We start from the raw sequence: 25,442 nt of genomic DNA on the forward strand, positions 1-25,442 counted from the left end.
TAGAGAATATGAAACCTTTAGATATCATTTGTGGTTTTGTTCGAGGAGATATATCTCCTTCTGAATTTGAGTCGGCCTTATATAAGGATAAAGAGCTAGAGGAAAGTTTATCTAGAAATACACCTCTTCCTCCTTATGTAGGTGAAAATGAATTATATTATTTTTTGATTGAGAGAGATTACAAATCATTTGGAGAACTTTGGGATGTGCAGGAATTGCTAAGTCAGTTTTTAACTTGTCAGGGAATAAAAATAGAAAAAACACCAAAATATAAAGATATAGTTAAGCTGATTATGAAAGTGCAGCCTAAATGGCTGGATATTCCAGGTGGCTACATTGAATATCTTGTTGGTTTGTCTGACCATAATGGAAATAAAGAGCTTGAAGAGTTTTTAAAAAAACAGATAAAAGATAATTTTAAGTCATTAAAAAAACCACCAAAATGGCTTCAATCACCAAATTGGCCAATTGAAAATAACCATCCATTGATTTTTGTGGGGCAAATTGATATATCTGAAATTCGGCATGACATTTCATATTTATATATATTCCTGAATGAAGAAAAAGAGTCTTACGTGACCATTGAACAATCAATGTAATTAGATGCTGTTAAATAACTGGAAGCGAGCTTAACGCTCCTTCCTGCTTCGGCCTTTAGTGGAAATCGGGGCAGAAACAAAGCTGCACATGATATTAAACGGAATGGCTATAAAATCGTTGCTGAAGAAGTGACAATGAAAGTCAATGGTAAGAGAATTCGGGCTGACTTTGTGGCAATCGACTCAAAAGGGAATTACCACATCTTTGAAGCTAAGCATGGCTCTGGCGGGTTGACGAAAAATCAGAAAGGGGCGGGAGTCTTTGATATGAGTAGCCCATCGAATACAACGCAAGGGATCGGCGGTGGAACAATTAAGCCATCAGCAGGGCAACAGGGGAAATTTGAGATTGCTACCGGAAATGCTGGTATTAATGAAAAAATAGGCTCTAGAGGTTCTGTGCATGATGGCACATTCCACGTCTTGAAATATTAAAGAGGCCTATATTGATATGTCTATGGAATTACGGAAAATTTTTGAAAAAGAACTGCAAGACTACTTGAAGGATACTTTTTCCTCTTTTAAAAATGTAAAAGTGATCAGAAATGAAATTGGTGTCAAGGTTGGTGACGCCATTGGAAGAATAGGGTTTAGGTTTTTAAACAATGCTCAAGGTTATAATCTTTCAATGAGCGTATCTTTGCCAGAGCTACGCAATTTTTACATGGAGATCTCACCGCCATACAGACCAAATGTGGCAACTGATTTTGAACTTGTCATGAATACTTCAATGGAAATTGGGTTTAAGTCATTCGCTCCCAATATGGGGGGAACTGTTGATTTACCTCGAAATGAAGTGGAGCGAAAAAAGGCTTGTGAATGGATAGCGGGAAAGGTTCAAGATATTTATTTTCCCCGATTAATGAATGTCATTGAGCTGAAGCCAGCCCTGATCGACGATGTGCTAGCTCATCCTGATTACTACGCTTACCCGTTCTTAACGATTTTATACGTTATCAAAAAGAATAATATCCAGCTGGAAAGCTTGAATATGGAAGCCATTATGAGCAAAAGAATGATGGGAAATAAAGCGTTTGATAAAAATCTATTAGAGACGTTTTTATAACCTAAATATATTAAAAAGCCGGAGTTTATCTTATCCCGGCTTTTTTATTTAATCTGTTGTTGTGTTATCTCGGCGCAAATCCCACCACGGCCAGCGCTATCTGCAACTGATAGATCGCATCCCAGATCAGATAGGTCTCTTCCTCATTCATGGGGCTTTGTTGAATAAATCGAACTTTCAGGAGATTGCCGAATCTGATCGCTACAGATGCAAGAAAATTAGGAGAAGCTTTTGTTGGACCAGATTATAAAGTGGTTAAAGGTTATGGTTCTGATCTTTTAATTTCAGCGGATGGATTACGTCAATATAGGGGGCCTTCTCTCAAAAGAGGAGTTAACAGAATGACGGGAGAACCTTGGTCAAAAAACTGGTACGCAAGTTAACTTCCAAAACCGAAAAATTCCTGAAGGAACGTGGGATAATAATGTTCATTTAGATGTGGAGCTATAAATGAAAAATCAGAAAAAGAAATTTGAAGTCAAACATTATTGGTCTCCTGACATATATGATCCTTGGGGTTGGGAAGCGGAAAGTAACTCGGTTTTTTACTTGTTGGAAATGAATATAGGCCTTACCAATGATGATAAGTCTGATGTCTATTCGATTATTATTGCCACACCTGAAGGGATATTTAATCTGAAAGAGAATCAGATAAAAAAACCTAAATTATATAAGATGTTATTATTGGAAACATATGACTGGAATACGGTTAGAAGAACAATAGATAAAAGATTGTCTTGTATAAAATCATTAGACCCCATCCAATCTTCAAATGAATTGGCTGATATTTTTTTATTGGGAATATGAAGGAATGAAATAACTCAAAATCCGGAAAGATTCCCCGATCCTTCCGGCTATTTTTTAGCTGCTACCGTGGCGCATAGCCCACCTCAGCCAGTGCGTTCTGGAGCTTATGAACGGCATACTTTATCTCATAGGCTTCATCGTCACTGACGGCATAGGCGCGCAGTTCTGACCAGCTCAGGCGTTTGACCAGTTGGGCTAATGCGGTTGCGTCAGTGTGGGTTAAATAAATATTTTGTAAATCGGTAATGGCAAATTTCATAATAAGAACCTCGAGTTTATTGGCATAAATCATAAAGTGATAACTGTGTGGTAGCCGTTTAACACTTCAACTCGGGTTCAATAATCAACTTGCTTGCTCTGGATGAAATGCCCATTACCGAATTTACCCGTGACCGGCTGCACCATGAAACGGGCCGTACGATGGGGAAATTATCTGCTCACTTGCAGTATGACCGGTTGGGACGCGTGAGCAAACGCGCGGTATTCAAAACCCCTTATCCCGCACCGCCGGTGCAGGAGCAGAGCTGGCAATATGATCTGCGCCATAATCTCACGCGTGAACAACAGGCAACAGCCCCGTATGCCTGGCGTCACTATGATTATGATGCGGCCGATCGTCTGCAACAGCGTGAAAGCAATGCATTTTCACCGGAAACCTGGCACTACGACCTGGCCTCGAATTTGCTGGACACGCCAAGCTCAGGGCATTGGCAACATAATCAGCTCAAACAATATCAGGGTATCCGTTATCAGTACAGGGCACCGCGCGACTACCCGGAGAACGAAGTTACCGTCCCCATTGTCACCTCAGAGACCCGGTTTATCTGGGAGGGGCTGCGATTGCTGGCGGAAGAGCGCGACGGGTGCCGCTGGTCTACGTCTATGAAGACCAGAAGAGCTATGCGCCACTGGCCCGGATAGATGGCAGGGAAACAGCCCAAGTCTATTATTATCACTGCCAGCCCAATGGCCTGCCAGAAGCTCAGGGCAACGAATACTGGCGGGGTACGTGCAACTCCTGGGGTAAAGCCAGCCTTGAAACGGGGGATGCCAACCTCCATCACCGGCATCAAAATCTGCGCTTGCAAGGGCAATACCTTGACCAGGAAACTGGATTACATTATAACCTGTTTAGGTATTATGACCCTGATATAGGACGGTTTACGCAGCAGGATCCGATTGGGTTGGAAGGCGGGAGCAATCTTTATAGATTTACAAAGAACCCAATGGTTTGGGCTGATCCGTTTGGATTAGATGAGTTGTATGCATTAACTGCTCTTAAAGATGGTTGGTATGATGTTATGGAGTGGGGGGGAAATCACCTGTTGGTCAGGTGTTCTTAAAAAAAGGGGAGCTTTGGAAAATAGGTGAGACAAAAAACCCGACAAAACGATACTCTGCATCTTGGCTTAAGAGAATGGGACTTAAATATGAGACAATATTTAGTGGTAAAAATAAAAGCACTAATCGTTTTTGGGAACGATTGAAAATTAAGGGTTATGAATCTTGGAAAGGACACAAGCCCCCAGGAAAAAAATGTAGCCATTAAGTATGGAGTAATATGAAAATACAACAATCATCAGACACTTCTGGGTTGACATTGGTTTCTCTTATTTCTGAGGAACTAGAGTCTGTGTTTGAAAAAATAGAAAAAAAATATTCAAAATGTAATATTGAGATGTTCTTTGTTTTTCGATGCCTCCCTGATGAGTATAAAAGGGCCTCAAGCTTGAGATTCGTCAAAAAAGATAATACTCTTTACTGTGACATTACTGTCAGCGAGGATAAATATCAAACTCTTTCTAAAGATTGGCAACGATTTTATTTGAGCCATTATTTTTATGATTTCTTTTGTACTAAATTTAAGAAATATAAATTTGAAAATTTAGATGTGAAAGATTTTTTGGCTAATATGAATTTATGGTTAAAAGAAATAGGTTGGTTAAAGGAAGAAGTCGAAGTTTATGTTGATGAGTATGAGGTACCGAGATGAATTTGAGTTGCATATATACCCAAAATACTTCGAGTTGCTTGTAGGCGGCAAGCGATGGAGTCCCAGGTGCATAAATAGCTATATGGCTGGGATGATAGAGTGCAGCCAACACCCAAGTAACTCACCGGCATCAAAACCTGCGTTTTTAGGGGCAATACCTTGACCGGGAAACTGGATTACATTATAACCTGTTTAGGTATTATGACCCTGATATAGGACGGTTTACGCAGCAGGATCCTATAGGACTGGCGGGGAGTGAACCTGTATACATATGTGCCTAATTCTCTTACTTGGATTGATCCGTTGGGGCTGAAATGTACTCTATCAGGAAATAAAATCAAAAGAGTAGACGGCTCAGAACTTATTACCATTCCTGGTAATGCAAAAGTACGTAAATTGACCCCTCCAAAGGGCCATACCGGTGATTACGGATATGAGTATAAATGGAAAAATGCAGACGGTGGCACTACAACAGTCCGTATCCATAGGATAGATCCTTCAGCACCACCAGGCTACAATGCCAGTAAAGGATGGGTCGTCAGAATACTTGATGGTAAGAAGAGTATGGATGCGAGTGGGACTTATAACCCTCCTGGTGTATTTAATCCCAGCAGCCCACATTACAATTCAAAAACAAGTAATGACGTTCACATTCCGATAGAACAACCAACTAGGTTTCCCGGAGTTAACTGATGCCTGAAAATTATAATGATTTTTTAACAAAAAAATAAATGAAATACAGGATGGTATAGGTAAGAAAGAGACTGATGTGTTTGACTTAATTGGTTCTGTAAGGGATCTATTCTCGTCTCCTTATAATAATCATCCAATAGCCAGTGAAGGGATTATTGTAAAGCTATGGTGTTCATTGTTTGATGTTTTTATCGATGATACTGATTATGACAATCAATTTGATGCTCTGTCCACTATGAGCGATATTTTGATGTATGCAAAAAGGCAACACATTGAACTTAACTTGAACCCATTAAAAATGTGGAGGGAAAAGCATGACATTAATAGTACAACATCAGAGATATTAGAGTGTGCATGATGACATGCTACTTTGATAATATTCGGCTGCTAAACAAAGAGGCCAGCATTGCTGGCCTCTTTGAATATCTTACTCAGCGATTAGCGTGGCGCAAATCCCGCCACGGCCAGCACCGTCTGCAACTGATAGATCGCATCCCAGATCAGATAGGTCTCTTCCTCATTCATGGCACAAGCCCGCATGCCATCCCAGGTTAGCCGTTTGGTGAACTGTGCCAGTGCCCAGGCTTGATCGGGGGTGAGTTCCGGCTCGTTAATGATTATTGTCTTCATGTCTTTTCCCCCTCCGATAATTAGCCCGCTGTGCTGTACAGGATGTACGAATACCGCGAGCGCAGGGATGCGCAGGAGCGGCCTCCTGCACCATCAATCCATTAATAATCAGTGCCAGTTGTTGCTATGCCGCTTCCAACAGGTGCGCTATTGCTGGAAGAACACAGGTTAGAAGGGACCGTCACCCGTTATCAGTATGATCCCTGTGATCGTCCGGTCTCACGTTTCAGCACCCTGTGCCGGTGGCAGCGAGATTTGAATGTTTAGATTCCATACTCCCCCAGCAAAGCAGGCTTGCACCTGCTGGTTGATTCCACGGGCATCAAGTTTCTGGGTGAAGGCGAGTGGAAGTGCAAAAAGCACGGTGCTGAATACCGCCGTCAGTGGCGCAAGCTGCACATAGGCATTGATGCCGACACCTTGCAGATTCGAGCAATCTGCGTGACGAGCAATAACGTCAGTGATGCTTCGGTGCTATCAGACTTACTAGAGCAGTTACCGCCAGATGAAGCGCTCAAGAGCCTTACAGGCGATGGTGCCTACGACACACAGCCTGCCTACGAAGCGGTCGTCAGGCACGGCGCCATTGCCATCATTCCTCCGCGCAAGAATGCTCGAATCCGCAAGGGGGCTGTGTTTGGGTATCGCAATGCTGCGATTGACTCGTGCAGGCGGCTGGGTCGAAGCATCTGGAAGCGCTGGATTGGCTACCACCGGTGAAGCTTGGTGGAGACCAAGATGAACTGCATTAAACGATTGGGTGAACGAGTGATGTCTCGCACCTTTGAGCGCCAAGTCAACGAGCTGCAATCAGGGCAGCCATATTGAACCGATTCACTGAGCTGGGCAGTCCTCAGACGGCAGCCGTGGCCTAGCCACGGCCGGGTTTGGGGAGGCTCGCCTCAAACTTGATTTATGCAACAGCGCCCATTTTCACCGGAAACAAGCAGGCTGCCGGTAATTGAAAACTATCAAAAAAATAGCTGAAAGCGCTTGTTGTTCAAGCGTTTCCAGCCAATTTTTTCTAAAGTCCTTCAGTGTGCGCCGGCGGCCGCGTCGGCGCCTCCTGCGGCAGAGGCCGGGCGCTTGGTGAACCAGATCAGCACGATCAGGCTCAGGAACAGAAAGGACGATGCCAGAAAGATGTCGTCGGCGGCCCGCGTGAAGGCCTGCTGATCGATCAGCCGGTTGATCTGAGCATAGGCCTGCTCGGCACTCATGCCTGCTGCCTGCAGGTTTCTGACCGTGCTGGCAAACGTTCCCTGGCCCTGCACCAGCAGCTCGGTCAGATGCGCATGGTGCATGTAAGCCCGGCTTTCCCAGAGCGTGGTGGCAATCGAGGTGCCCATGGCGCCGGCCGTGATCCGCACGAAGTTGGACAGACCTGCGGCGGCAGGAATGCGGTCCGGCGTCAGTCCGCTCAGCGTGATGGTGGTCAGCGGAATGAAGAAGAAGGCCATGGCGCCGCCCTGGATCAGCGTGGGAATCAGGATATGGGCGAAGTCGGTCTCCACGGTGAACTTCGAGCGCATCCACAGCACCATGGCAAACACGATGAAGGCAATCGTGGCCATCTTGCGCGGGTCCCAGACACCGACCTTGCGGCCCACCATGGGCGTGAGCAGGATGGCCAGCAGGCCAACGGGCGCCAGGGCCAGGCCGGCCGAGGTGGAGGTGTAGCCCATCCATTGCTGCAGCCACAGCGGCAGCAGCACCACATTGCCGAAGAACAGACCATAGGCGATCGACAGCGCGATCGAGCCGGCCGCGAAGTTGCGCCTCTTGAACAGGCGCAGATCGACGACGGGATGGGCGTCGGTCAGCTCCCAGACCACGAACACGGCAAAAGCCACGACAGCGATCACCGCAAAGGCGATGATTTCATTGGAGGCAAACCAGTCCAGTTCCTTGCCCTTGTCCAGCATCAGCTGCAGCGCCGCCACCCAGAGCACGAGCAGGGACAGGCCCACGGTGTCGATAGGCAGCTTGCGGGTGGGCGTTTCGCGGTTGCGGTAGATGCTCCAGGTCATGAGGGCCGAGAGCAGGCCCACGGGCACGTTGATGTAGAAGATCCAGGGCCAGGAAATATTGTCCGTGATCCAGCCGCCCAGCAGCGGCCCCACCACGGGCGCGACCAGCGTGGTCACACCCCAGAGCGATAGCGCCACACCGGCCTTGGCGGGCGGATAGCTGGACAGCAGCAGAGTCTGCGACAGCGGAATCATGGGGCCGGCCACGGCGCCTTGCAGCACGCGGAACAGCACCAGCATCTCCAGCGACGAGGCAAAGCCGCAGAGCCAGGAGGTCAGCACGAACAGCAGCACGCTCATGGTGAACAGGCGCACGGCGCCGAAGCGCTGGGTGAGCCAGCCCGTCAGCGGCACGGAGATGGCATTGGCCACACCAAAGCTGGTGATGACCCAGGTGCCCTGGCTGGGGCTGACGCCCACATCGCCGGAGATGGCCGGAATGGCCACGTTGGCGATGGAGGAGTCCAGCACGTTCATGAAGGTGGCCAGCGATAGTGCCAGCGTGCCCAGGGCGAGCTGCGCGCCCTTGAGCGGGGCGATGGCTGGTGGCATGGGGCGGGCCGCCGGAGCCGGTGGCGAGGCGCCCGCACCGGGGTTGGCAGAGGTCGTGGAAGTCATGGCTGATTCCGCGTCTTATTGCGCAGGCTGGGCAGTGGGCTGGGCGGCAGCGGCCGGTGCCGGGGCGGGCAGATCGGCCAGCTGGGTCAGCGCAGGCAGCTTGTCGCCGGCGATGATGTGCTGGATGCGCTGCTCGGCCTGGGCCAGGCTGCCGTCATAGACGGTGGTCTGGGCCACGGGCTCGGTGCGCGGCGTGCTGGCCAGGGCCTGGCCATCCTTGTCGCGGATATCGACCTTCACGTCCATGGACAGGCCCACACGCAGCGGGTGCTGCTTGAGCGCTTCGGGCTCGAGGCTGATGCGCACGGGAACGCGCTGCACCACCTTGATCCAGTTGCCGGTGGCGTTCTGCGCGGGCAGCAGCGCAAACGCCGCACCCGTGCCCGCGCCCAGGCCCACGACCTTGCCTTCGTACGTGGTCTTGTCGCCGTAGACATCGGCGGTCAGCTCCACCTTCTGGCCCATGCGCAGATCGGCCAGCTGGCTTTCCTTGAAGTTGGCATCCACCCAGAGCTTGTGCAGATCGACCACGGTCAGCAGCGGCGAGCCGGCGGCCACGCGCTGGCCCAGCTGCACGCCGCGCTTGGCCACAAAACCGTCCACAGGGGCGATCAGCCGCGTGCGCTGCAGGGCCAGATAGGCCTCGCGCACCTTGGCTGCGGCCGCCATGACGGCAGGGAAGTCCTCGGCCGTCGTGCCCTTGGTCTGGGCTTCGGCGGCCGTTAGCTGGGCCTTGGCAGCGCGCACGGCGGCTTCGGCGGCCGCCACGGCGTTGCTGGCGGCCGTGGCCAGCGCCTTGGCATGGTCAAACTCTTCCTTGCCCACGGCGCCGGTGGCCGTGAGCGGGCGGCGGCGTGCCACATCGTCGTTGGCCTTGGCTGCATCGGCCTTGAGGCGCAGCAGATCGGCCTCGCGCTGGGCGACCTGGGCGGCCAGCGGGGCGTTGTTGGCATACAGGGTGCGGGTCTGGCGCGCGGTCTGGGCCAGCTGCGACTCGGCCTGGGCCAGTTGCACCAGATAGTCGGCAGGGTCCAGCTGCACCAGCAACTGGCCGGCCCGGACATAGTCGGTATCGTCGGCGCCGATGCTGATCACGGTGCCGCCGACCTGGGGCGTGATCTGCACCACATTGCCGGCCACATAGGCGTTGTCCGTGGTCTGGTAGTTGCGGGCCACCATCCAGTGCCAGCCGCCCCAGGCGATGGCGGCCACGGCGACCGCGGCCGCCACGATGGTCAGGCCCTTGCGGCGGCCCGCAGGGTTGGCGCTGGGCGTAGCTGCCGCAGGAGCTTGGGGAGCGTTCTGAGTAGGCTTGGTATCGGTCATGATGTTGGCGCTTTGTTATCTGTGAAGCGGTTTTGCGCTATTGAAAAAGAGGAGCTTCTGACGCTTGTCAATCAATGAATTGAGAGTGTTTCTGCCTTGAATTCAATGGCAGTAAAGCGGTAGCAGCTATTGATTTTTTTGAGCCCGATGTCTATTGCACGGCAACAGCCGGGGTGTCGTCGCTCCAGCCGCCGCCCAGGGCTGCGGCCAGGGCCACGCGGGTGTCCAGCTCGCGCGCCTGCAGGTCCACGGCCAGGCGACGCTGGTTGATGAGCTGGGTTTCGGTGTTGAGCACGGTGATCTGGCTGCCCAGGCCGGCCTGATAGCGCTGCACGGCAAAGTCATAGGCCCGCTCGGCCTTGGACAGCGACTCGGTTTGCAGCTGCTGCTGGCGCTGCAGTGATTGCACGGAGGCAATGGCGTCGCCCGCCTGTTTGACGGCATCGAGCACGGCGCCGTTGTACTGGGCGATGGCGGTGTCGAGATCGGCCTGTTTGCCGCGCAGCTGGGCGCGCAGGCGCTTGCCGTCGAAGATCGGCAGGCGCAGCGCAGGCGTGATGCCCATCTGGCGCGAGCTGCCCTGCAGCAGATTGTCCAGGCCCAGCGCGTTCAGACCCACAAAGGCCGTCAGATTCACATCGGGGTAGAAGTCGGCCCTGGCGGATTCAATGCCTTGTGTGGCCGCTTCCACGCGCCAGCGCGCGGCAACCACATCGGGCCGGCGGCCCAGCAGATCCGCGCCCAGAGCCTGGGGCACGGGCTGGATGCGCAGCACCGACAGTCGGGGCGAGAGCGTATTTTGCGCATCGGGCGCCTGGGCGCAGAGCACGGCAATCGTGCGGCGCGCCAGCGTGATCTGCTCGCCGAGCATCTCGATCTGGGTCTGGGCATCGGGCATGCCGGCCTGGGCCTGGGTCAGCTCCACCTGGCTGTCCAGGCCCGCCCTGGTGCGCTGCTCGCTCAGGTTCAGCAATGACTGGCGCTGGCCCAGCGTGCGCTCTGCCACATCCTTCTGGGCAATCAGCCGGGCCAGCGCGATATAGCTGCGCGCCACCTGTGCGGCCAGCTGGTTGGCGGCGGCGGCGCTGTCGGCCTTGGCCGCGCGTGCCTGGCCCAGTGCGGCCTGCAAGTCAGCGGCATGCTTGCCGAAGAAATCGGGCGACCAGGACAGGCCGGCCTGCAGATTGCCGCTGTTGTAGATATTGCCCGCAATGGGGGCGGGAATCATGCCGTTGGCCGTGTAGCGCTGGCGTGTGGCGTCGGCGCTCAGCGTTCCGTGCACATCGCCGGCCGTGCTGCTGGCCGTGGCCAGGGCTGCGGCTTTTTCAAAGCGGGCGTTGCTGGCGGCCAGGCTGGGGCTGCCGGCCAGGGCCTGATCGATGAGCTGGTTGAGCTGGGCATCGCCCAGACCTGTCCACCATTGGGAGGAGGTGAGGGCCGTGGCGTCCGCAGCGCTGAGGCTGGCGGAGTCGCTCAGGCCGACATCGGCCGAGCCCAGCCGTGCCAGCGGCTGGTGCGCCGGCCCTTGCGAGGCACAGCCTGCCAGCGCGAGCACGGCGGCCAGTGCTGCGATTGCCAGCAGCGAACGGCCGGGGGTGTACCCGGTGGCGGGTTTGCGTGAAGGTCTAGAGGTCATGGAAAAGTGCCAGTGGTTTTTATTGAAATAGGGCGGTGAAAGAAGCAGGCAGCAGGCCAGACTAGTCCCTGGGGACGCGGCCTGCCTCGTTCGTTTGGATGGGGGGCTTGTCCGGCTCCTGGGTCAGGGCCTCGCGCAGCGCATCGCCGTTGACCAGCATGCGCTGCAGCATGGACAGCATCAGCGTGCATTCGCTGTGGCTGAAGCCGCGCAAATGGCCGTTGAGCACCTTGGTCAGCACCTTGGGCACCTGGGTGGCGACGCTGCGCCCCTCCTCGGTGAGCACCAGATGCACCACGCGCCGGTCGGTGGTGGAGCGCTCGCGACGCAGCAGCCCCTTGGCCTCGATGCGGTCCAGCGCGCGCGTCACCGAAGCCGGGTCCATGCCCAGGTCCTTGGCCAGCGTGCTGCTATTGGTGTCGGAGCAGATCAGCAGCTTGTACAGCGGCAGCCACTGCACATAGGTCAGTCCTTGCTCGGCCAGCTGGGCGTCGGCCAGCTGCAGGATGGAGCTGAGTACGCGCCGCATGAGAAAGCCTATGCTTTTGTCCGGCGCGTAGACCCCTGCCTGGTAGAAGAAGCTGGACTCGTCCTGCGGGTCGATGATGGGGTCGGTCTGGTTTTGCAATGGCGCCACCAATATTTGTTTGATCAATGATTGAGTTGGCAATTATTGTGCAGCTGCAAAAAAATGTCAGCAAGGTTTTGAATGGAGCCTGGCCTGCCTGTGCAGTACCTGTTTTTGTTGCTATGAAAATAAAAGCAGTTTGCGCATTGTTGGTATACGCCAGAGCTTTTCCGGGCTCATAAAAAAGCCCGGCCATGAAGACCGGGCTCGCAAAGACTGCTTCAGGATCAGAGCGGCACGCGCAGCACGACCACGATCACCAGGCCCAGGGCCAGATTGAGCGAAACCCATTTGCGGATGCTCTCCAGCGCCTTGCCGCCCGCGGGCCAGTCCTTGAGTTGCACGGCCGCATCCAGGCGCTTGAACAGTGCGAAGCGGATATGACCGAACACGGCCATCATCACCAGGCCCAGAATGCTCATCACGATCCAGTTGACCGGCATGTTGAACCGGCCGCCGGCCTGGGCGGCCATGGCGTGAATGCTGCCAATCATGCCGATGCCGGTGGCCAGCACGACGACCACCAGCACCATGACCCAGGCAAAAAAGCGCTGCAGCACGCCATGCATCAGCGTCACGCGCTCGGGCGGCTGCAGACCCTGGACGGCAGGACGCAGAAAGAAGTGCGCGAAGAACATGCCGCCCACCCAGATGATGATGGCCAGAAGGTGCAGAAGTTTGAACAGAATGAAAAGCATGGTTTGTGGTGCCTGATTGCGGAGATGTCGCTAGCCTAACGGAGATCGTCCTACGGGCGGAACACACAGGCCGCCATAGCAGGACTTCGCCGAGCCCTGGCCTGATTAGACTTGGCTGCAACCAGCAACAGCCAACAATAGCGAAGGAGTCCTTATGTCAGAACAAGCCACCGTCGTCGCCTTCAAGCAGTCTTCCGGGCGGGTCGCCTTGCGTACCGGCAGCGGCCGCTATGTGCTGGCCGAGCAGACCGATTCCAGCGCGCTGCGCGAAGGACTGAGTCTGAACGGCAATATGAGCGAGTTCGGCCCCGAGGTCTGGAGCGATGACAGCGGACAGAACCAGTACCGTGTCTTTGTGCTGGGCTGGGATCTGTCGCAGGAAGCGGTCGAGCTGGAGATGTGATGTGTTGCTCCTGAAAAAAGAGCTGCCAGCGCTTGATTGACAGGCGCTGGCAGCTCTTTCTTTTGGGATTTTCTGGAGCCGGGGCTTTCACCCCGGCGCGCCCCATTACTTCCTCAGGTCGAAGCGGTCCAGTTCCATGACCTTGACCCAGGCAGCGACGAAGTCCTGGTAGAACTTCTGCTCGTTGCCCTTCTCGGCATAGACCTCGGCCACGGCGCGCAGAATGGCGTTCGAGCCGAAGACCAGATCCACGCGGGTGCCGGTCCACTTCCTGGCGCCGCTCTTGCGGTCCACGCCTTCGTAGTTGCCATCCTCCAGGGGCTGCCATTGTGTGCCCATGTCCAGCAGGTTGACGAAGAAGTCGTTCGTCAGCTTGCCCGGAGTCTGGGTCAGCACGCCGTGGTTGCCGGCGGTGTTGATGTTGATGGCACGCAGGCCGCCGATCAGCACGGTCATCTCGGGTGCCGTGAGCGTCAGCAACTGGGCCTTGTCGATCAGCAAGGCTTCGGCGGGTGCCGGGAAGCGTCCTTGCAGGTGGTTGCGGAAGCCGTCGGCCTTGGGCTCCAGCGGCGCGAAGGATTCGGCATCGGTCTGCTCGTCGCTGGCGTCGCCGCGACCGGGAGTGAAGGGCACGTTGATCTTCACTCCGGCGTCTGCGGCCGCTTTTTCAACGCCCGCGCTGCCGGCCAGCACGATCAGGTCGGCCAGCGAGATGCGCTTGTCGCCCTCGGCCGCCTTGTTGAACTCGCGCTGGATTTCCTCGAGCTTGCCCAGTACCTTGGTCAGTTGCGCGGGGTTGTTGGCTGCCCAGTCCTTTTGCGGAGCCAGGCGGATGCGGGCACCGTTGGCGCCGCCGCGCTTGTCCGAACCACGGAAGGTGGAGGCCGATGCCCAGGCCGTGGCCACCAGCTCCTGCACCGACAGGCCCGATGCCAGCAGCCTGGCCTTGAGGGCGGCCACATCGGCGTCGTTGACCAGTTCATGCTTGACCGCCGGGATGGGGTCTTGCCAGATCAGCTCTTCCCGGGGTACTTCGGGGCCCAGATAGCGTGCACGCGGGCCCATGTCGCGGTGGGTCAGCTTGAACCAGGCGCGGGCAAAGGCTTCGGCGAAAGCCTGCGGGTTTTCGAGGAAGCGGCGCGAGATCTTCTCGTAGGCCGGGTCCATGCGCAGCGACAGGTCGGTGGTCAGCATGGTGGGCTTTTTGTTGGGGCCGCCATGCGCGTCGGGGATGACATCGCCAGCGTCCTTGGCAACCCACTGAATGGCACCGGCAGGGCTTTTTTCCTGCACCCATTCGTACTTGAACAGGTTCTCGAAGAAGAAATTGCTCCACTGTGCAGGAGTCTGGGTCCAGGTCACTTCCAGGCCCGAGGTGATGGCGTCTCCGGCCTTGCCTGACTTGTAGCTGCTGGCCCAGCCCAGGCCCTGGGCTTCCAGGCCGGCGGCTTCGGGTTCGGCGCCCACATGGCTGGCGGGGCCCGCACCATGGGTCTTGCCGAAGGTGTGGCCACCGGCGATCAGCGCCACGGTTTCCTCGTCATCCATGGCCATGCGGGCAAAGGTGTCGCGGATGTCATGCGCGGCCGAAAGGGGGTCACCATTGCCGTCCGGGCCTTCGGGGTTGACATAGATCAGACCCATCTGCACGGCGGCCAGCGGGTTCTCGAGGTCGCGCTCGCCACTGTAGCGGCTGTGTGGGTTCTGGGTGGGGGCCAGCCATTCCTTCTCTGCGCCCCAGTACACGTCCTGATCGGGTTCCCAGGTGTCGACGCGGCCGCCGCCGAAGCCGAAGGTGCGGAATCCCATGGTTTCCAGTGCGACGTTGCCGCACAGCATCATCAGGTCGCCCCAGGAAATCTGGCTGCCGTACTTTTGCTTGATCGGCCACAGCAGGCGGCGCGACTTGTCGATGTTGACGTTGTCAGGCCAGCTGTTGAGCGGGGCAAAGCGCTGCTGGGCGCGGCCCGCGCCGCCTCGACCGTCCTGAATGCGATAGGTGCCGGCTGCGTGCCAGGCCATGCGGATGAACTGAGGGCCGTAGTGGCCGAAGTCTGCAGGCCACCAGTCCTGCGAGTCGGTCATCAGGGCACGCAGGTCGCGTTTGACGGCTTCATAGTCCAGCTTCTGGAAAGCCTGGGCGTAGTTGAAGTCTTCACCCAGGGGGTTGCTTTTGGCGGAGTGCTGGCTCAGCAAATCCACGCGCAGCTGATTGGGCCACCAGTCCTTGTTGCTGGTGGCGTTGCCTGCGGCGGCGGTTTCGCTGTTCTGTCCTTGGTGGAAGGGGCACTTGGATTCAGTAGTCATGGGGCTCTCCGTTTCAACGATCCGACAGGTCGGTAGGTCCAGGAAACAGATATCAATCAATGATTGATATCAATCAATTCAACTCAATAGCTATTAGCGATTGGCTGAGATGAATTATCGGTGCGCGGCTGGCCTGAAGGGCGTGTTGTGCTATTGAAATTACTAAGCAGCGCCATAGAAAGAAATATGGGTCGAGTCTTGAGCCGACGCAAAGTCGGGTTCAGGTACTTCGCAAAGTGACTGAGACTGTGACTTTTTGAGCGTATGCGAGCCTGCCTGTTTGCACAAGCATGAGCCATCAAATCAGGTCGTTGACCTACCTGGCCTCGACTGTGGCAGCGGCTCAGCCGGCTACCAGCTTGTGCACCAGATCGGCTGCGGTGGAGGCACCATATTTGCGCATCAGCCGGGCGCGGTAGATTTCCACGGTGCGATGGCTGATGGCCAGTGCCTTGCCGATTTCCTTGCTGGTCATGCCTTCGAGAAGACGTGCAGCCACTTCGCGTTCGCGGCCCGTGAGCTCGGCCTTGACGGGGCGATGGGCCGAGAGGTCCTCGAAGCTCCAGATGCCCGAGGCATGGGGGTCGTTGCGGTCCAGCGTGCGGCCGCTGACATGGCACCAGAACACCTCGCCATTGGCGCGCTTCATGATGCGGTTGTCGGAATAGATGCCCGTGGTGTTCAGGATGGGAGCGATGCGTGCGCCCAGACGCTCGTATTCGTCAACGCTGGGGTATAGCACCTGGAAGGTCTGTCCTATGAGTACCTCGCGCGAGGCATGGAACATTTCACACAATTGCCGATTACAGTCAATCATGATGCGGTTGCGCGAGATGACGAGACCTACAGGGGCGGCATCGAACGCCAGCCGGTAATCCACAACCATGGTACTGCTCTTTACGAAAAACTACTTACTCAAGTACGTAGTATCGTAGCGCATCCAATTTCAAGGAGACATGTGTGAAAAAGCTCTACCCATCCGCAGAAGCGGCGCTGCAGGGCGTGGTGGCCGACGGGCAATTGCTGGCTGTTGGCGGCTTCGGCCTGTGCGGCATTCCCGAGGCCCTGATCGATGCGGTTTGCGCCAGCGGCGTCAAGAACCTCACGGTGGCATCCAACAACGCCGGCGTGGACGGCTTTGGTCTGGGCAAGCTGCTGGACACCCGCCAGGTCAAGAAGATGATCTCCAGCTATGTGGGCGAGAACAAGGAGTTCGAGCGCCAGTACCTGGCCGGTGAGCTGGAGCTGGAGTTCACGCCTCAGGGCACGCTGGCCGAGAAGATGCGCGCCGGCGGCGCCGGCATTCCCGCCTTCTTCACCAAGACCGGTGTGGGCACGCTGGTGGCAGAGGGCAAGGAATTGCGCGAATTCGACGGCGAGACCTATGTGATGGAGCGCGCCATCGTGGCCGATGTGTCCCTGGTCAAGGCCTGGCGTGCGGACAAGAGCGGCAATCTGCAGTTCCGCCTGACGGCGCGCAACTTCAACCCTGCGGCAGCCACCTGCGGCAAGGTCTGCGTGGTGGAGGTCGAGGAACTGGTGGAAGTCGGCGAGATCGCCCCCGACGACATCCATCTGCCCGGCATCTATGTACACCGCATCGTGCACAACGCCAACCCCGAAAAGCGCATCGAAAAGCGCACCATCACCGAGAAGAAATAAGGAGCTGTCATGCCTTGGACCCAAGACCAGATGGCCGCGCGCGCGGCCCAAGAACTCGAAGACGGCTTCTACGTCAACCTCGGTATCGGCATTCCCACACTGGTGGCCAACCACACGGGTGACAAGGAAGTGTGGCTGCAGTCCGAGAACGGCATGCTGGGCATCGGCCCCTTCCCGACCGAAGACCAGGTCGACGCCGACCTGATCAACGCCGGCAAGCAGACCGTGACCACGCTTCCCGGCTCGGCCATCTTCGGCTCTGACCAGTCGTTTGCCATGATTCGCGGCGGCAAGATCAATCTGTCCATTCTGGGCGCCATGCAGGTGTCCGAAAAAGGCGATCTGGCCAACTGGATGATTCCCGGCAAGATGGTCAAGGGCATGGGCGGGGCCATGGACCTGGTGGCGGGCGTCAAGCGCGTCATCGTGCTCATGGAACATGTGGCCAAGAAAAAGGACGGCACGACCGACCTGAAGATCCTGCCCAGCTGCACCCTGCCGCTGACGGGTCTGGGCGTGGTGGATCGCATCATCACCGATCTGGGCGTGATGGACGTGACTCCCGAAGGTCTGAAGCTGGTGGAGCTGGCCGATGGCGTGAGCTTTGACGAGATCCAGTCCAAGACGGGTGTGACGCTGCTGAAATAAGCGGTGCCGCTCTCACGGGCAAGAACCGCTGCGGCGGTTCTTTTTTTGCGCCTTTTTCTGCCGCATTGGCAGAATTAATAGCTGTCGGGGTCGATAGGGCAAGCGATGCAAGCTGTTTTTGCTTTAATTGCGGCCCACAAATTATTGCAATCTGCAACAATTGGGTTTGATTGAGCAGACAGAAACAGAGCGCTTTGATGAGTGAGAACGCTGGTGCGCAAGGGCACGAGACCGATGTACATTTTTTGCGCACAGTCACCGATATGGCCGAGCATACGGAGGTGATGACGGGCGATGCAATCTATACCGACAAGGGCATGAAACTGGTAGACAAAGGCACACGTGTTGACAGTCGTCTCTATGACCGTCTGGTCATGCACAAGCTGCGTGACCCGATCGATGCCAACCTGATCACGGGCGATCTGGTCGACGTGGCGTCCCTGGTCGCGCTGGCGCGCCAGTTGTGCGAGCAGGTCGATCTGTTGCAGCGCATGGTGGCGTCCCTCGGCGATATCGAGCGTCTGCTGGCGCCGCTCAAGGGCCTGCTGCTGCCTCGGGCCATTGCCTTCAAGCTCACCGTCATGCGCGAGCAGCGCTCCGACCTCTACCAGCACAGCCTGCAGATGACGCTGGTGGCGATCTTTCTGGCGCTCAAGAACGGCTGGACCGAGCGCGAATGCGTGCCGCTGGCCACGGCCGCGCTGCTGCACGATGTGGGCATGCTCTACATGGACCCCGTCTGGACCGACCCGGACTATCGCTTGAGCGGCGAGGAGCGCAAGCATCTGGTCGCGCATTCCGTCACGGCCATGCTGGTGGTGCGCAGCACCGAACTGTATTCGCGTGCAGTGGAGATTGCCGTGCTCGAGCACCATGAGCGCATGGATGGTTCCGGCTATCCGCGTGGCATCAAGGGCCATGCCATTTCGTCCATGGGTCAGGTGCTGTTGCTGGCCGAGGTGGTCTCGGCCTTCTTCGAGAAATTCACGGAGATGCCGGGCCAGCGTCTGTCGCTGATGCTGCGCATGAACCACAAAAGCTATCCGGCCGATCTGGTGCACCAGATTCTGCCGCTGCTCTACGACGAAATCAGTCCCGGCAAGCCCTTGGCGCCGCTGCAGGCCGAGTTCTCGCACAGCATTGCGGCCCTGGAGGCTGCGCTGCGCAAATGGAGCGAACTCAGGCTCGATTTTCCCGAGCAATGGCAGCAAATGCCCGATGCACAGCCGGCGGTGGCCGTGGAGAGCAATCTTGCGCAGCTGCAAAAGCAACTGGCCGAAGCAGGCTCTCATCCCAGTCAGCAACTGGATGTCTTGAGATTCTTCAAGGATGACGCTCTGGGCATGAGCGAGCTGGCCCTGGTCAACCGTGAGGCCTTGTGGCAGTTGCAGGCCATCATGAACGACTGCCTGCGCCGCTGGCCCACGCTGGGGCAGGGAGGCTCCATGCTGGAGGTCGCCGTGGCCGAATGGTGCGAGGCCTGCGCCCAGTTGATGCCAGATGCCGGTCGCAATTCGGTCCTGAATGTTGACAGGGCGTCGCTGAATTGAAGGCATTGGCCACGAGTTCCGCCCGGGACGGCTGGCCTCAAGTTTGATAGCTGCAGGCGCTTGATTGACGGGCACTAAGCCGGTATTTCTTCAAAATTCTGTGCATCACGCCGCAGTGCGGCGTGCGTTGCCGCGTCTGCGTGCGTCATCCTGAAAAAGTATTTTTGATAGCGAACGACGTCCGGTCTACAAGAGCCGGCCGTATCTGCTGCCGATATTAAGGTCTTGTTTTGCGCTAAAACTTGAATAACTGTATATTTGTACAGTATTTAAGAATTTTCGCATGCACACCCAGTCCCTGACATCCTTTGCCCATCCTGGCTCACCGCCCGGAATGATGGAGTCTGTCCGGCAGCAAACAGGGGCAGAGCAGGGCGTGCGGCCAGGTCTGCCCGCTGCGGGCAGCCCGCATTTGTCCGCCATACGGATTCCCGGTGTCTGGCGCGGAACGGACTGGCAGGCCGGCGCCGGCCCTCAGGTCTGGCCCAGCGGTCATGCTGCGCTGGATGCCGAGTTGCCGGGCGGCGGCTGGCCCGGCAATGCCTTGATTCAGCTGCAGCAACCCGCGCACTGTCATGCGGAGTGGGCCTTGCTGTTGCCCGCGCTGGCCGCCCGTGTCCGGCAGCATGCGGCTTCACGCGGGGATGCGCGGATGGGGCAGCTGGTGCTGGTGGCTCCACCCTATCTGCCTTTTGCTCCGGCCTTGCAGGCCGCCGGTATTGACGCAAAGCGGCTGTGCGCGGTCAAGCCGGGGCGCGGTGCCCAGGAGCTGGCCTGGGCCTGCGAGCAGGCTCTGCATTGCCGGGATGTGCTGGCGGTGCTGGCCTGGTTGCCCGAGCTTCCCGCGTCCACGCTGCGCCGCTTGCAGTTGGCCGCCGCTTCGCAGGGCCGGCCTCTGTGGCTATGGCAGGAGCTGTCGGCCGAGCCGCTGAGCTCCCCCGCCGCATTGCGGTTGAGACTGGAGAGAGTTACGGCAGACACCGTTGCCCAGCAGGCACCGGGTTTGCGGATACAGCTTCTGAAGCGCCGTGGGCCTTTGCTGGAGCGCCCCATACAGCTCGCGCTTTCGCAGTGGGCCTGGCAGCCCGTGCTGCAGGCACAGGCCCAAAGACATGCGCGCCAAAGCGAGGAGGCCGCCATGCTCATGCAAGGGCGCATGACATCCGCCGCTCCTGCAACGGCCTCGCCTTGGATGACGGAGGCATGAGATGGGCAGTGCAGAGCACTGGATGGCCTGGCCTCTGGCCTGCCTGAGCGAGTCAAGCACGGTGGCTGAGAGTGCCTGCTGGTGGGCGCTGGAGTTTTCGCCGCGTGTGGCATTGCTCGAAGACGCCTTGCTCATGGAGACCAGCATGGTGCAGCGTCTTTGGGGCGGGAGAGAGGTCTTGCTGGCACGGCTGGACAGTGCTTTTGCGCAAGCCTGTCAGGCCGCTGTGCCCGGCCTGCCGGAGTCCGGGGGCGGCGATGCGGCATTGCAGCCGCTGCGCGGACAGGGCGACACGGCCTGGCAGGCTTTGGCTCGGCTGCGGCTGCAGCAGGGCCGGCCTTGCGGCTGCGTCCCTGTCTCCTTGCCCATGCCTGAGCCATCGCAGCATGCCGATGCGCTGCCGCTATGGACACTGAGCGCCCTGGAGCAGAACAGCGCCGTGCTGCTGCGCCTGGGCTGTCGGTGCTGGGGCGATGTGCGCGCACTGCCGCGCGCGGGGCTGTCGCGCCGTATTGGAGCCAAGGCTCTGCGTGCGCTCGACGAGGCCTATGGTCTGCTGCCCCAGCCGCTTGACTGGCTGCAGCTGCCTCAGCAGTTCGAGCTGCGCCACGACCTGGGTTATCCGGCTCACCATGCCGATGCCGTGCTTCATGCCGCGCAGCCGCTGTTGCGCGCGCTGCAGTCCTGGCTGCAGGCCCGTCACCATGCGGTGCTGGCGCTGCAATTGCGCTGGCACCATGACCTGCGCCGTATTGACGGCCAGGAGCTGCCAGCCTGGGAAGCCCTTGTCATCCGCACAGCCCAGCCCACGCAGGGCATGGCGCATTTGCAGCGCCTGCTGCGCGAGCACCTGGGCCAGCAGCGCTGGCTAGCACCCGTGGACATGCTGGAGTTGCAGGCGCTGGAGACGGTGCCCTGGGCGGCTGAGCCGCTGAGCTGCCTGCCTGCCGCCCAGGGTCAGAGCCCGTCGGACAGCCTTGCCTGGCATGAATGGGTGGAACGCCTGAGCGCCCGCTGGGGCGAGGAGGCCGTGCAGATGGTGCAGCCGCTGGCCGACCACCGCCCCGAGCGCATGCAGCGCTGGCAAGCTGCTGCACCTTTGCTGCAGAGCAAGAATCCGGCTGCTGCAAGAGACGCTACCCAGGCTGGAGCAGGAGCGCAGCTCAGGCAGCAAGCCATGCATCGCGGCCGTCAGCCCGATTGTTCCGACCCCTGGCAAGCCCTGTGGCCGCCCTGGCTGCTGCCCCAGCCCCAGGCCTTGCCCGTGCAGGGCAATCGTCCTCAATGGCATGGGCCGCTGCAGCTCAGGGCCGGGCCCTACAGGCTGGAGTCCGGCTGGTGGGATGCGGTTGGCGATGCCCAGGCCGGCGCGCCGGCCGGTCTCGTCGAGCGTGACTATTTCGTGGCCTATAACGCCGTGGTCGGACATGTCTGGATTTACCGCGAGCGCGCCCGTAGCGAACACCTGATGAGCATGACAGCCAGCCCTGCCAGCTGGTTTGCGCAAGGCATGTATGGCTGAGCAGATCATGGCCGAGCCACCGGCTCCCGCTCTGCGGCTGGCGGGGCCGCCGCCTGCCGCCATACCGGCCAGTCCCGTGGCTCAGGGTATGGGCAGGGGGCCGCTGGCCTATGCCGAGCTGCACTGTCTCTCGCATTTCAGTTTCCTGCGCGGTGCTTCATCGCCTGCCGAGCTGGTGCACCGGGCCAAAAGCCTGGGCTATGCGGCGCTGGCGCTGACCGACGAATGCTCGGTAGCCGGTGCCGTGCGCGCCTTTGAAGCGGCGCGGGACTGCGGCCTGCACCTGATTCAGGGTAGCGAATTCGCCTGGGGACCGCTCAGGATCGTGGTGCTGGTGCGTGATCTGCAGGGATGGGGCAATCTCTGTGAATTCATCACTGTTGCACGCAGCCGGACTGCCAAAGGGGAGTATCTGGTCGATGAATCCAGCCCCTGGCAGTTGCTGAATCAAGGCTGCGAGTGCCTGCTGCTGCCGCAGCGCGGGATGCTGGATGCATCGGATTTGATGGCTGTAATCGCTTGCTTGGAAAACGCTTCAGGCTATCTTGATGCCGGAAACCTCTGGCTGGGTGCGGAGCTGCACCTGGCGCCCGACGACAGCCTGTGGCTGCAGACTCTGCAGCAGGCGGGCGCGGCGCTGGGGCTGCGCTTGCTGGCCTGCGGGGATGTCCATATGCATGCGCGCTCGCGCAAGCCGCTGCAGGATGTGGTCACGGCGATCCGCATGGGGCGTACCGTGGCCGAATGTGGCTTTGCACTGCAGCCCAATGCCGAGCGGCATCTGCGCTCGCGTCTGCGGCTGGCTTCGCTCTATCCCAGGGCCATGCTGGAGGCGACGCTGGAGCTGGCCGGGCGTTGCAGCTTCAGTCTGGACGAGATCTGCTACCACTATCCGCAGGAGAGCGTGCTGCCCGGCATGACGGCCACGCAGACCCTGGCCTGGCTGACCTGGGAGGGCGCGGCGGGACGCTATCCCCAGGGCATTCCCAAGGACGTGCACGATCAACTGCACAAAGAGCTGGCGCTGATCGAGGATCAAAAGTACGAGATGTACTTTCTCACCGTGCATGACATCGTGCGCTATGCGCGCAGCGTCGGCATTCTCTGCCAGGGGCGCGGCTCGGCGGCCAATTCTGCGGTCTGCTACTGCCTGGGCATCACTGCGGTAAACCCGCATGGAGGCAATCTGCTGTTCGAGCGCTTCATCAGCAAGGAGCGCAGCGAGCCACCCGATATCGATGTGGACTTCGAGCATGCGCGGCGCGAAGAGGTCATCCAGTACATCTACGGCAAGTACGGGCGCGATCGCGCCGCGCTCACGGCCGTGGTCAGCTGCTGGCGCAGCCGCAGCGCGCTGCGCGATGTGGGCAAGGCGCTGGGCCTGCCTGCCGATCTGATCGATGCCCTGGCCAAGGGGCAGTACTGGTTCAGCGAGCATGCCCAGGCGCAAGCACAGACGCATGCCGAGGCAGCGGATTCGGCACAGGAGGATCAGACGCCCGAAGCACTGCCCGAAGACTGGGTGCAGCGCAAGCTCCAGGAGGCCGAGGTGCTGGCGCGCGAAATGCATTGCGCTGTGGGCACGCATCGGCTGCGCCTCTGGATAGAGCTGGCCTGGCAGCTCAAGGACAGCCCGCGCCACCTCAGCCAGCATGTGGGCGGTTTTGTGCTGACCGAGGGCAAGCTCACGCGGCTGGTGCCCGTGGAGCCTGCCACGATGGCCAGGCGCTCCGTCATTCAGTGGGACAAGGACGATCTCGATGTCGTGGGCCTGCTCAAGGTCGATGTACTGGCCCTGGGCATGCTCACCATGTTGCGCAATGCCCTGAACGAGCGCGCCCGCTGGCGTGGCGAGCCATGGGAGCTGCACCAGATTCCGCAGGAGGATGCCGCGACCTACGAGATGATCTGCCAGGCCGATACCGTGGGTACTTTCCAGATCGAAAGCCGCGCCCAGATGAGCATGCTGCCGCGCCTGCAGCCGCGCACTTTTTATGATTTGGTGGTAGAGGTCGCCATCGTGCGCCCCGGCCCGATTCAGGGCGGCATGGTCCATCCTTATCTGCTTGCGCGCGAGCGTGCACGTCGGAAGCTGCCGCTCAAGCTGGAAAAGCCGGAGCTCGAAAATGCGCTCAAGCGCACTTTGGGTGTGCCTATTTTCCAGGAGCAGGTGATGCAGATCGCCATGGATGCTGCCAAGTTCTCGGCCGGCAAGGCTGATGAGCTGCGCCGCTCCATGGCGGCCTGGAAGCGCAAGGGCGGCGTACACAAGTTCGAGCGCCCGTTGATCGACGGTATGGTGGCGCGTGGCTACAAGCTGGAATTCGCTCAGGCCATCTTTGCGCAGATGCTGGGCTTTGGCGAATATGGCTTCCCCGAAAGTCATGCCTACAGCTTTGCGCTGCTGGCCTATGCGAGCGCCTGGCTCAAGCGCCATGAGCCGGCCATCTTTCTGCAGGCGCTGCTCAATGCCCAGCCCATGGGCTTTTATTCGCCGTCCCAGCTGGTGCAGGATGCGCGCCGACACGGAGTGCGCGTGCTGCCGGTCGATGTCTGTCATAGCCACTGGCATTGCACGCTGGAAGCTCCTTTGCAAGCCATGCGCGGCGTGGCTCAGCCCCAGCCTGCCGTGCGCCTGGGGCTGAACCGGGTGGCCAGATTGGGCAAGGCTGCGGCACTACGCATTGAGGAGCAGGCGGGGAAATCCCCATTGGTGGATGTGGCCGATCTGGCCATCAGAGCCCGGCTGGACAAGGCGGATATGGAAGCCCTGGCCGCGGCCGATGCGCTGCGCAGCCTGGCCGGCCACCGCCGTCAGCAGATGTGGGATGCTGCTGCGCAGGCCAGTCTGCCGCCCATTTTTGCGCAGGCCGCCATTCATGAGCCGAGGCTTGAGCTGCCCCAGGCCGCCGAAGGCGAGGAAATCATGTTCGACTATGCCGCCACCGGCCTGAGCCTGCGACGCCATCCGCTGGCCTTGCTGCGTCCCCGGCTGGCGCGCCACGGGCTGAAAACTGCAGCCGAGCTGCGTCAGATGCTGCCAGGCCAGAAGGTGCGCGCCTGCGGCATCGTCACCGTGCGCCAGCGACCGCCTACCGCCAACGGCACACTGTTCATCACACTCGAAGACGAAACCGGCGTCATCAACCTGGTGGTCTGGAGCCAGACCTTTGCCCGCTGGCGCTCTGCATTGCTGGCCTCGCGTCTGCTGGCCGTGGAGGGCATCTGGCAGCGCAGCACGGCCCCGCAACTGGATGCGTCGGAATCAGCAGGGGATATGCCTGTGGTCCGGACAGGGGATGAACCTGCGGTTCGTCATCTGGTCGTGATGAAGGCCAGGAATGTGACCCGCTGGCTGGGGCGGTTTGCCGAGGTCGGACTGAACAGCCGGGATTTTCATTGAGCCCGCCGAGGCCGCT

The 25,442-nt window shown here is 58.4% G+C and carries 26 protein-coding genes and 2 pseudogenes; 19 read left to right on the plus strand and 9 right to left on the minus strand.

The window, feature by feature from the left end; all coding sequences use genetic code 11:
- The first annotated feature begins 8 nt into the window (after window positions 1-8).
- From F0P97_RS12170 to F0P97_RS12185, 4 genes are all read left to right on the plus strand, one after another.
- Entirely contained in the window at window positions 9-599 is a 591-nt protein-coding gene (locus tag F0P97_RS12170; protein ID WP_182286920.1) for a hypothetical protein, read from the plus strand.
- A 135-nt stretch (window positions 600-734) separates the two neighbouring features.
- The gene (locus F0P97_RS12175; protein ID WP_182286921.1) at window positions 735-1,034 is read left to right on the plus strand and encodes a hypothetical protein; all 300 of its coding nucleotides are present in this window, start codon (window positions 735-737) and stop codon (window positions 1,032-1,034) included.
- 22 nt (window positions 1,035-1,056) lie between these two features.
- Window positions 1,057-1,665 carry a hypothetical protein gene (locus F0P97_RS12180; protein WP_182286922.1) on the plus strand — a complete coding sequence of 203 codons (609 nt, stop codon included), beginning with the start codon at window positions 1,057-1,059 and terminating at the stop codon, window positions 1,663-1,665.
- Between the two features lie 450 nt (window positions 1,666-2,115).
- Window positions 2,116-2,472 carry an Imm8 family immunity protein gene (locus tag F0P97_RS12185; RefSeq protein WP_182286923.1) on the plus strand — a complete coding sequence of 119 codons (357 nt, stop codon included), beginning with the start codon at window positions 2,116-2,118 and terminating at the stop codon, window positions 2,470-2,472.
- A gap of 61 nt (window positions 2,473-2,533) precedes the next feature.
- On the opposite strand, the gene F0P97_RS12190 is transcribed toward F0P97_RS12185, so the two are convergent.
- Window positions 2,534-2,731: a DUF7706 family protein gene (locus tag F0P97_RS12190; protein ID WP_182286924.1), complete on the minus strand. Its 198-nt coding sequence runs from the start codon at window positions 2,729-2,731 to the stop codon at window positions 2,534-2,536.
- Between the two features lie 89 nt (window positions 2,732-2,820).
- Between F0P97_RS12190 and F0P97_RS27545 the strand changes: the two genes are divergently transcribed.
- The 7 genes and pseudogenes from F0P97_RS27545 to F0P97_RS12215 all read left to right on the plus strand — a co-directional run bounded on the left by F0P97_RS27545 (window position 2,821) and on the right by F0P97_RS12215 (window position 5,516).
- Window positions 2,821-3,393 carry a hypothetical protein gene (locus tag F0P97_RS27545; protein ID WP_232538222.1) on the plus strand — a complete coding sequence of 191 codons (573 nt, stop codon included), beginning with the start codon at window positions 2,821-2,823 and terminating at the stop codon, window positions 3,391-3,393.
- A complete protein-coding gene (locus F0P97_RS27390) occupies window positions 3,336-3,815 on the plus strand; it encodes an RHS repeat-associated core domain-containing protein (protein WP_232538223.1) in 480 nt (159 codons plus the stop codon). Before F0P97_RS27545 ends, F0P97_RS27390 begins: the two co-directional genes overlap by 58 nt.
- Complete coding sequence (locus F0P97_RS28035) at window positions 3,779-4,021, plus strand: hypothetical protein (RefSeq protein ID WP_198424714.1); 243 nt, start codon at window positions 3,779-3,781, stop codon at window positions 4,019-4,021. Before F0P97_RS27390 ends, F0P97_RS28035 begins: the two co-directional genes overlap by 37 nt.
- A 12-nt stretch (window positions 4,022-4,033) precedes the next feature.
- On the plus strand, window positions 4,034-4,465 hold the full coding sequence (locus F0P97_RS12205; protein WP_182286926.1) for a hypothetical protein: 432 nt from the start codon (window positions 4,034-4,036) through the stop codon (window positions 4,463-4,465).
- 149 nt (window positions 4,466-4,614) lie between these two features.
- A pseudogene (locus tag F0P97_RS28040) lies at window positions 4,615-4,777 on the plus strand (RHS repeat-associated core domain-containing protein); the annotation flags it as partial.
- Entirely contained in the window at window positions 4,769-5,158 is a 390-nt protein-coding gene (locus F0P97_RS27550) for a polymorphic toxin type 30 domain-containing protein (RefSeq protein WP_269780133.1), read from the plus strand. The pseudogene F0P97_RS28040 and the gene F0P97_RS27550, both read left to right, overlap by 9 nt.
- A 76-nt stretch (window positions 5,159-5,234) precedes the next feature.
- Window positions 5,235-5,516, plus strand: a complete 282-nt coding sequence (locus F0P97_RS12215) for a hypothetical protein (RefSeq protein ID WP_182286927.1) — start codon at window positions 5,235-5,237, stop codon at window positions 5,514-5,516.
- Between the two features lie 80 nt (window positions 5,517-5,596).
- Here the strand turns inward: F0P97_RS12215 and F0P97_RS12220 are convergent, their stop codons facing one another.
- The gene (locus tag F0P97_RS12220) at window positions 5,597-5,788 is read right to left on the minus strand and encodes a DUF7706 family protein (RefSeq protein WP_182286928.1); all 192 of its coding nucleotides are present in this window, start codon (window positions 5,786-5,788) and stop codon (window positions 5,597-5,599) included.
- Window positions 5,789-5,995: 207 nt separating this feature from the next.
- On the opposite strand from F0P97_RS12220, the pseudogene F0P97_RS12225 reads away from it, so the two are divergent.
- Window positions 5,996-6,663 (plus strand): annotated as a pseudogene (locus tag F0P97_RS12225) (IS5 family transposase); the annotation flags it as partial.
- Window positions 6,664-6,822: 159 nt separating this feature from the next.
- On the opposite strand, the gene F0P97_RS12230 reads toward F0P97_RS12225, so the two are convergent.
- The 5 genes from F0P97_RS12230 to F0P97_RS12250 all read right to left on the minus strand — a co-directional run bounded on the left by F0P97_RS12230 (window position 6,823) and on the right by F0P97_RS12250 (window position 12,724).
- On the minus strand, window positions 6,823-8,436 hold the full coding sequence (locus F0P97_RS12230; protein ID WP_269780127.1) for a DHA2 family efflux MFS transporter permease subunit: 1,614 nt from the start codon (window positions 8,434-8,436) through the stop codon (window positions 6,823-6,825).
- A 15-nt stretch (window positions 8,437-8,451) separates the two neighbouring features.
- Entirely contained in the window at window positions 8,452-9,762 is a 1,311-nt protein-coding gene (locus F0P97_RS12235) for an HlyD family efflux transporter periplasmic adaptor subunit (RefSeq protein WP_182286929.1), read from the minus strand.
- 151 nt (window positions 9,763-9,913) lie between these two features.
- Window positions 9,914-11,398, minus strand: coding sequence for an efflux transporter outer membrane subunit (locus F0P97_RS12240; protein WP_182286930.1), 1,485 nt, complete (start codon window positions 11,396-11,398; stop codon window positions 9,914-9,916).
- A 61-nt stretch (window positions 11,399-11,459) separates the two neighbouring features.
- Window positions 11,460-12,035, minus strand: coding sequence for a MarR family winged helix-turn-helix transcriptional regulator (locus F0P97_RS12245; protein ID WP_182286931.1), 576 nt, complete (start codon window positions 12,033-12,035; stop codon window positions 11,460-11,462).
- Between the two features lie 218 nt (window positions 12,036-12,253).
- On the minus strand, window positions 12,254-12,724 hold the full coding sequence (locus F0P97_RS12250; RefSeq protein ID WP_182286932.1) for a CopD family protein: 471 nt from the start codon (window positions 12,722-12,724) through the stop codon (window positions 12,254-12,256).
- A gap of 154 nt (window positions 12,725-12,878) precedes the next feature.
- On the opposite strand from F0P97_RS12250, the gene F0P97_RS12255 reads away from it, so the two are divergent.
- Window positions 12,879-13,127, plus strand: a complete 249-nt coding sequence (locus F0P97_RS12255) for a hypothetical protein (protein ID WP_182286933.1) — start codon at window positions 12,879-12,881, stop codon at window positions 13,125-13,127.
- 105 nt (window positions 13,128-13,232) lie between these two features.
- Here the strand turns inward: F0P97_RS12255 and katG are convergent, their stop codons facing one another.
- Window positions 13,233-15,434: a catalase/peroxidase HPI gene (gene katG, locus F0P97_RS12260; RefSeq protein ID WP_182286934.1), complete on the minus strand. Its 2,202-nt coding sequence runs from the start codon at window positions 15,432-15,434 to the stop codon at window positions 13,233-13,235.
- Window positions 15,435-15,777: 343 nt separating this feature from the next.
- Window positions 15,778-16,320 (minus strand): PAS and helix-turn-helix domain-containing protein, encoded by a 543-nt coding sequence (locus F0P97_RS12265; protein WP_003055436.1) that lies wholly within the window; start codon window positions 16,318-16,320, stop codon window positions 15,778-15,780.
- 74 nt (window positions 16,321-16,394) lie between these two features.
- On the opposite strand from F0P97_RS12265, the gene F0P97_RS12270 reads away from it, so the two are divergent.
- From F0P97_RS12270 to dnaE, 6 genes are all read left to right on the plus strand, one after another.
- Window positions 16,395-17,096, plus strand: a complete 702-nt coding sequence (locus tag F0P97_RS12270) for a CoA transferase subunit A (protein ID WP_182286935.1) — start codon at window positions 16,395-16,397, stop codon at window positions 17,094-17,096.
- A gap of 9 nt (window positions 17,097-17,105) precedes the next feature.
- Window positions 17,106-17,744: a 3-oxoacid CoA-transferase subunit B gene (locus F0P97_RS12275; RefSeq protein ID WP_012838252.1), complete on the plus strand. Its 639-nt coding sequence runs from the start codon at window positions 17,106-17,108 to the stop codon at window positions 17,742-17,744.
- Between the two features lie 197 nt (window positions 17,745-17,941).
- The gene (locus tag F0P97_RS12280; protein ID WP_182286936.1) at window positions 17,942-19,294 is read left to right on the plus strand and encodes an HD-GYP domain-containing protein; all 1,353 of its coding nucleotides are present in this window, start codon (window positions 17,942-17,944) and stop codon (window positions 19,292-19,294) included.
- Between the two features lie 283 nt (window positions 19,295-19,577).
- The gene (gene imuA / locus F0P97_RS12285; RefSeq protein WP_182286937.1) at window positions 19,578-20,501 is read left to right on the plus strand and encodes a translesion DNA synthesis-associated protein ImuA; all 924 of its coding nucleotides are present in this window, start codon (window positions 19,578-19,580) and stop codon (window positions 20,499-20,501) included.
- A 1-nt stretch (window position 20,502) separates the two neighbouring features.
- Window positions 20,503-22,023 carry a hypothetical protein gene (locus F0P97_RS12290; protein WP_182286938.1) on the plus strand — a complete coding sequence of 507 codons (1,521 nt, stop codon included), beginning with the start codon at window positions 20,503-20,505 and terminating at the stop codon, window positions 22,021-22,023.
- On the plus strand, window positions 22,016-25,426 hold the full coding sequence (gene dnaE, locus F0P97_RS12295; protein WP_182286939.1) for a DNA polymerase III subunit alpha: 3,411 nt from the start codon (window positions 22,016-22,018) through the stop codon (window positions 25,424-25,426). Before F0P97_RS12290 ends, dnaE begins: the two co-directional genes overlap by 8 nt.
- Window positions 25,427-25,442: the final 16 nt, after the last annotated feature.

Source organism: Comamonas testosteroni, from assembly GCF_014076415.1.
GTDB lineage: Bacteria > Pseudomonadota > Gammaproteobacteria > Burkholderiales > Burkholderiaceae_C > Comamonas > Comamonas testosteroni_F.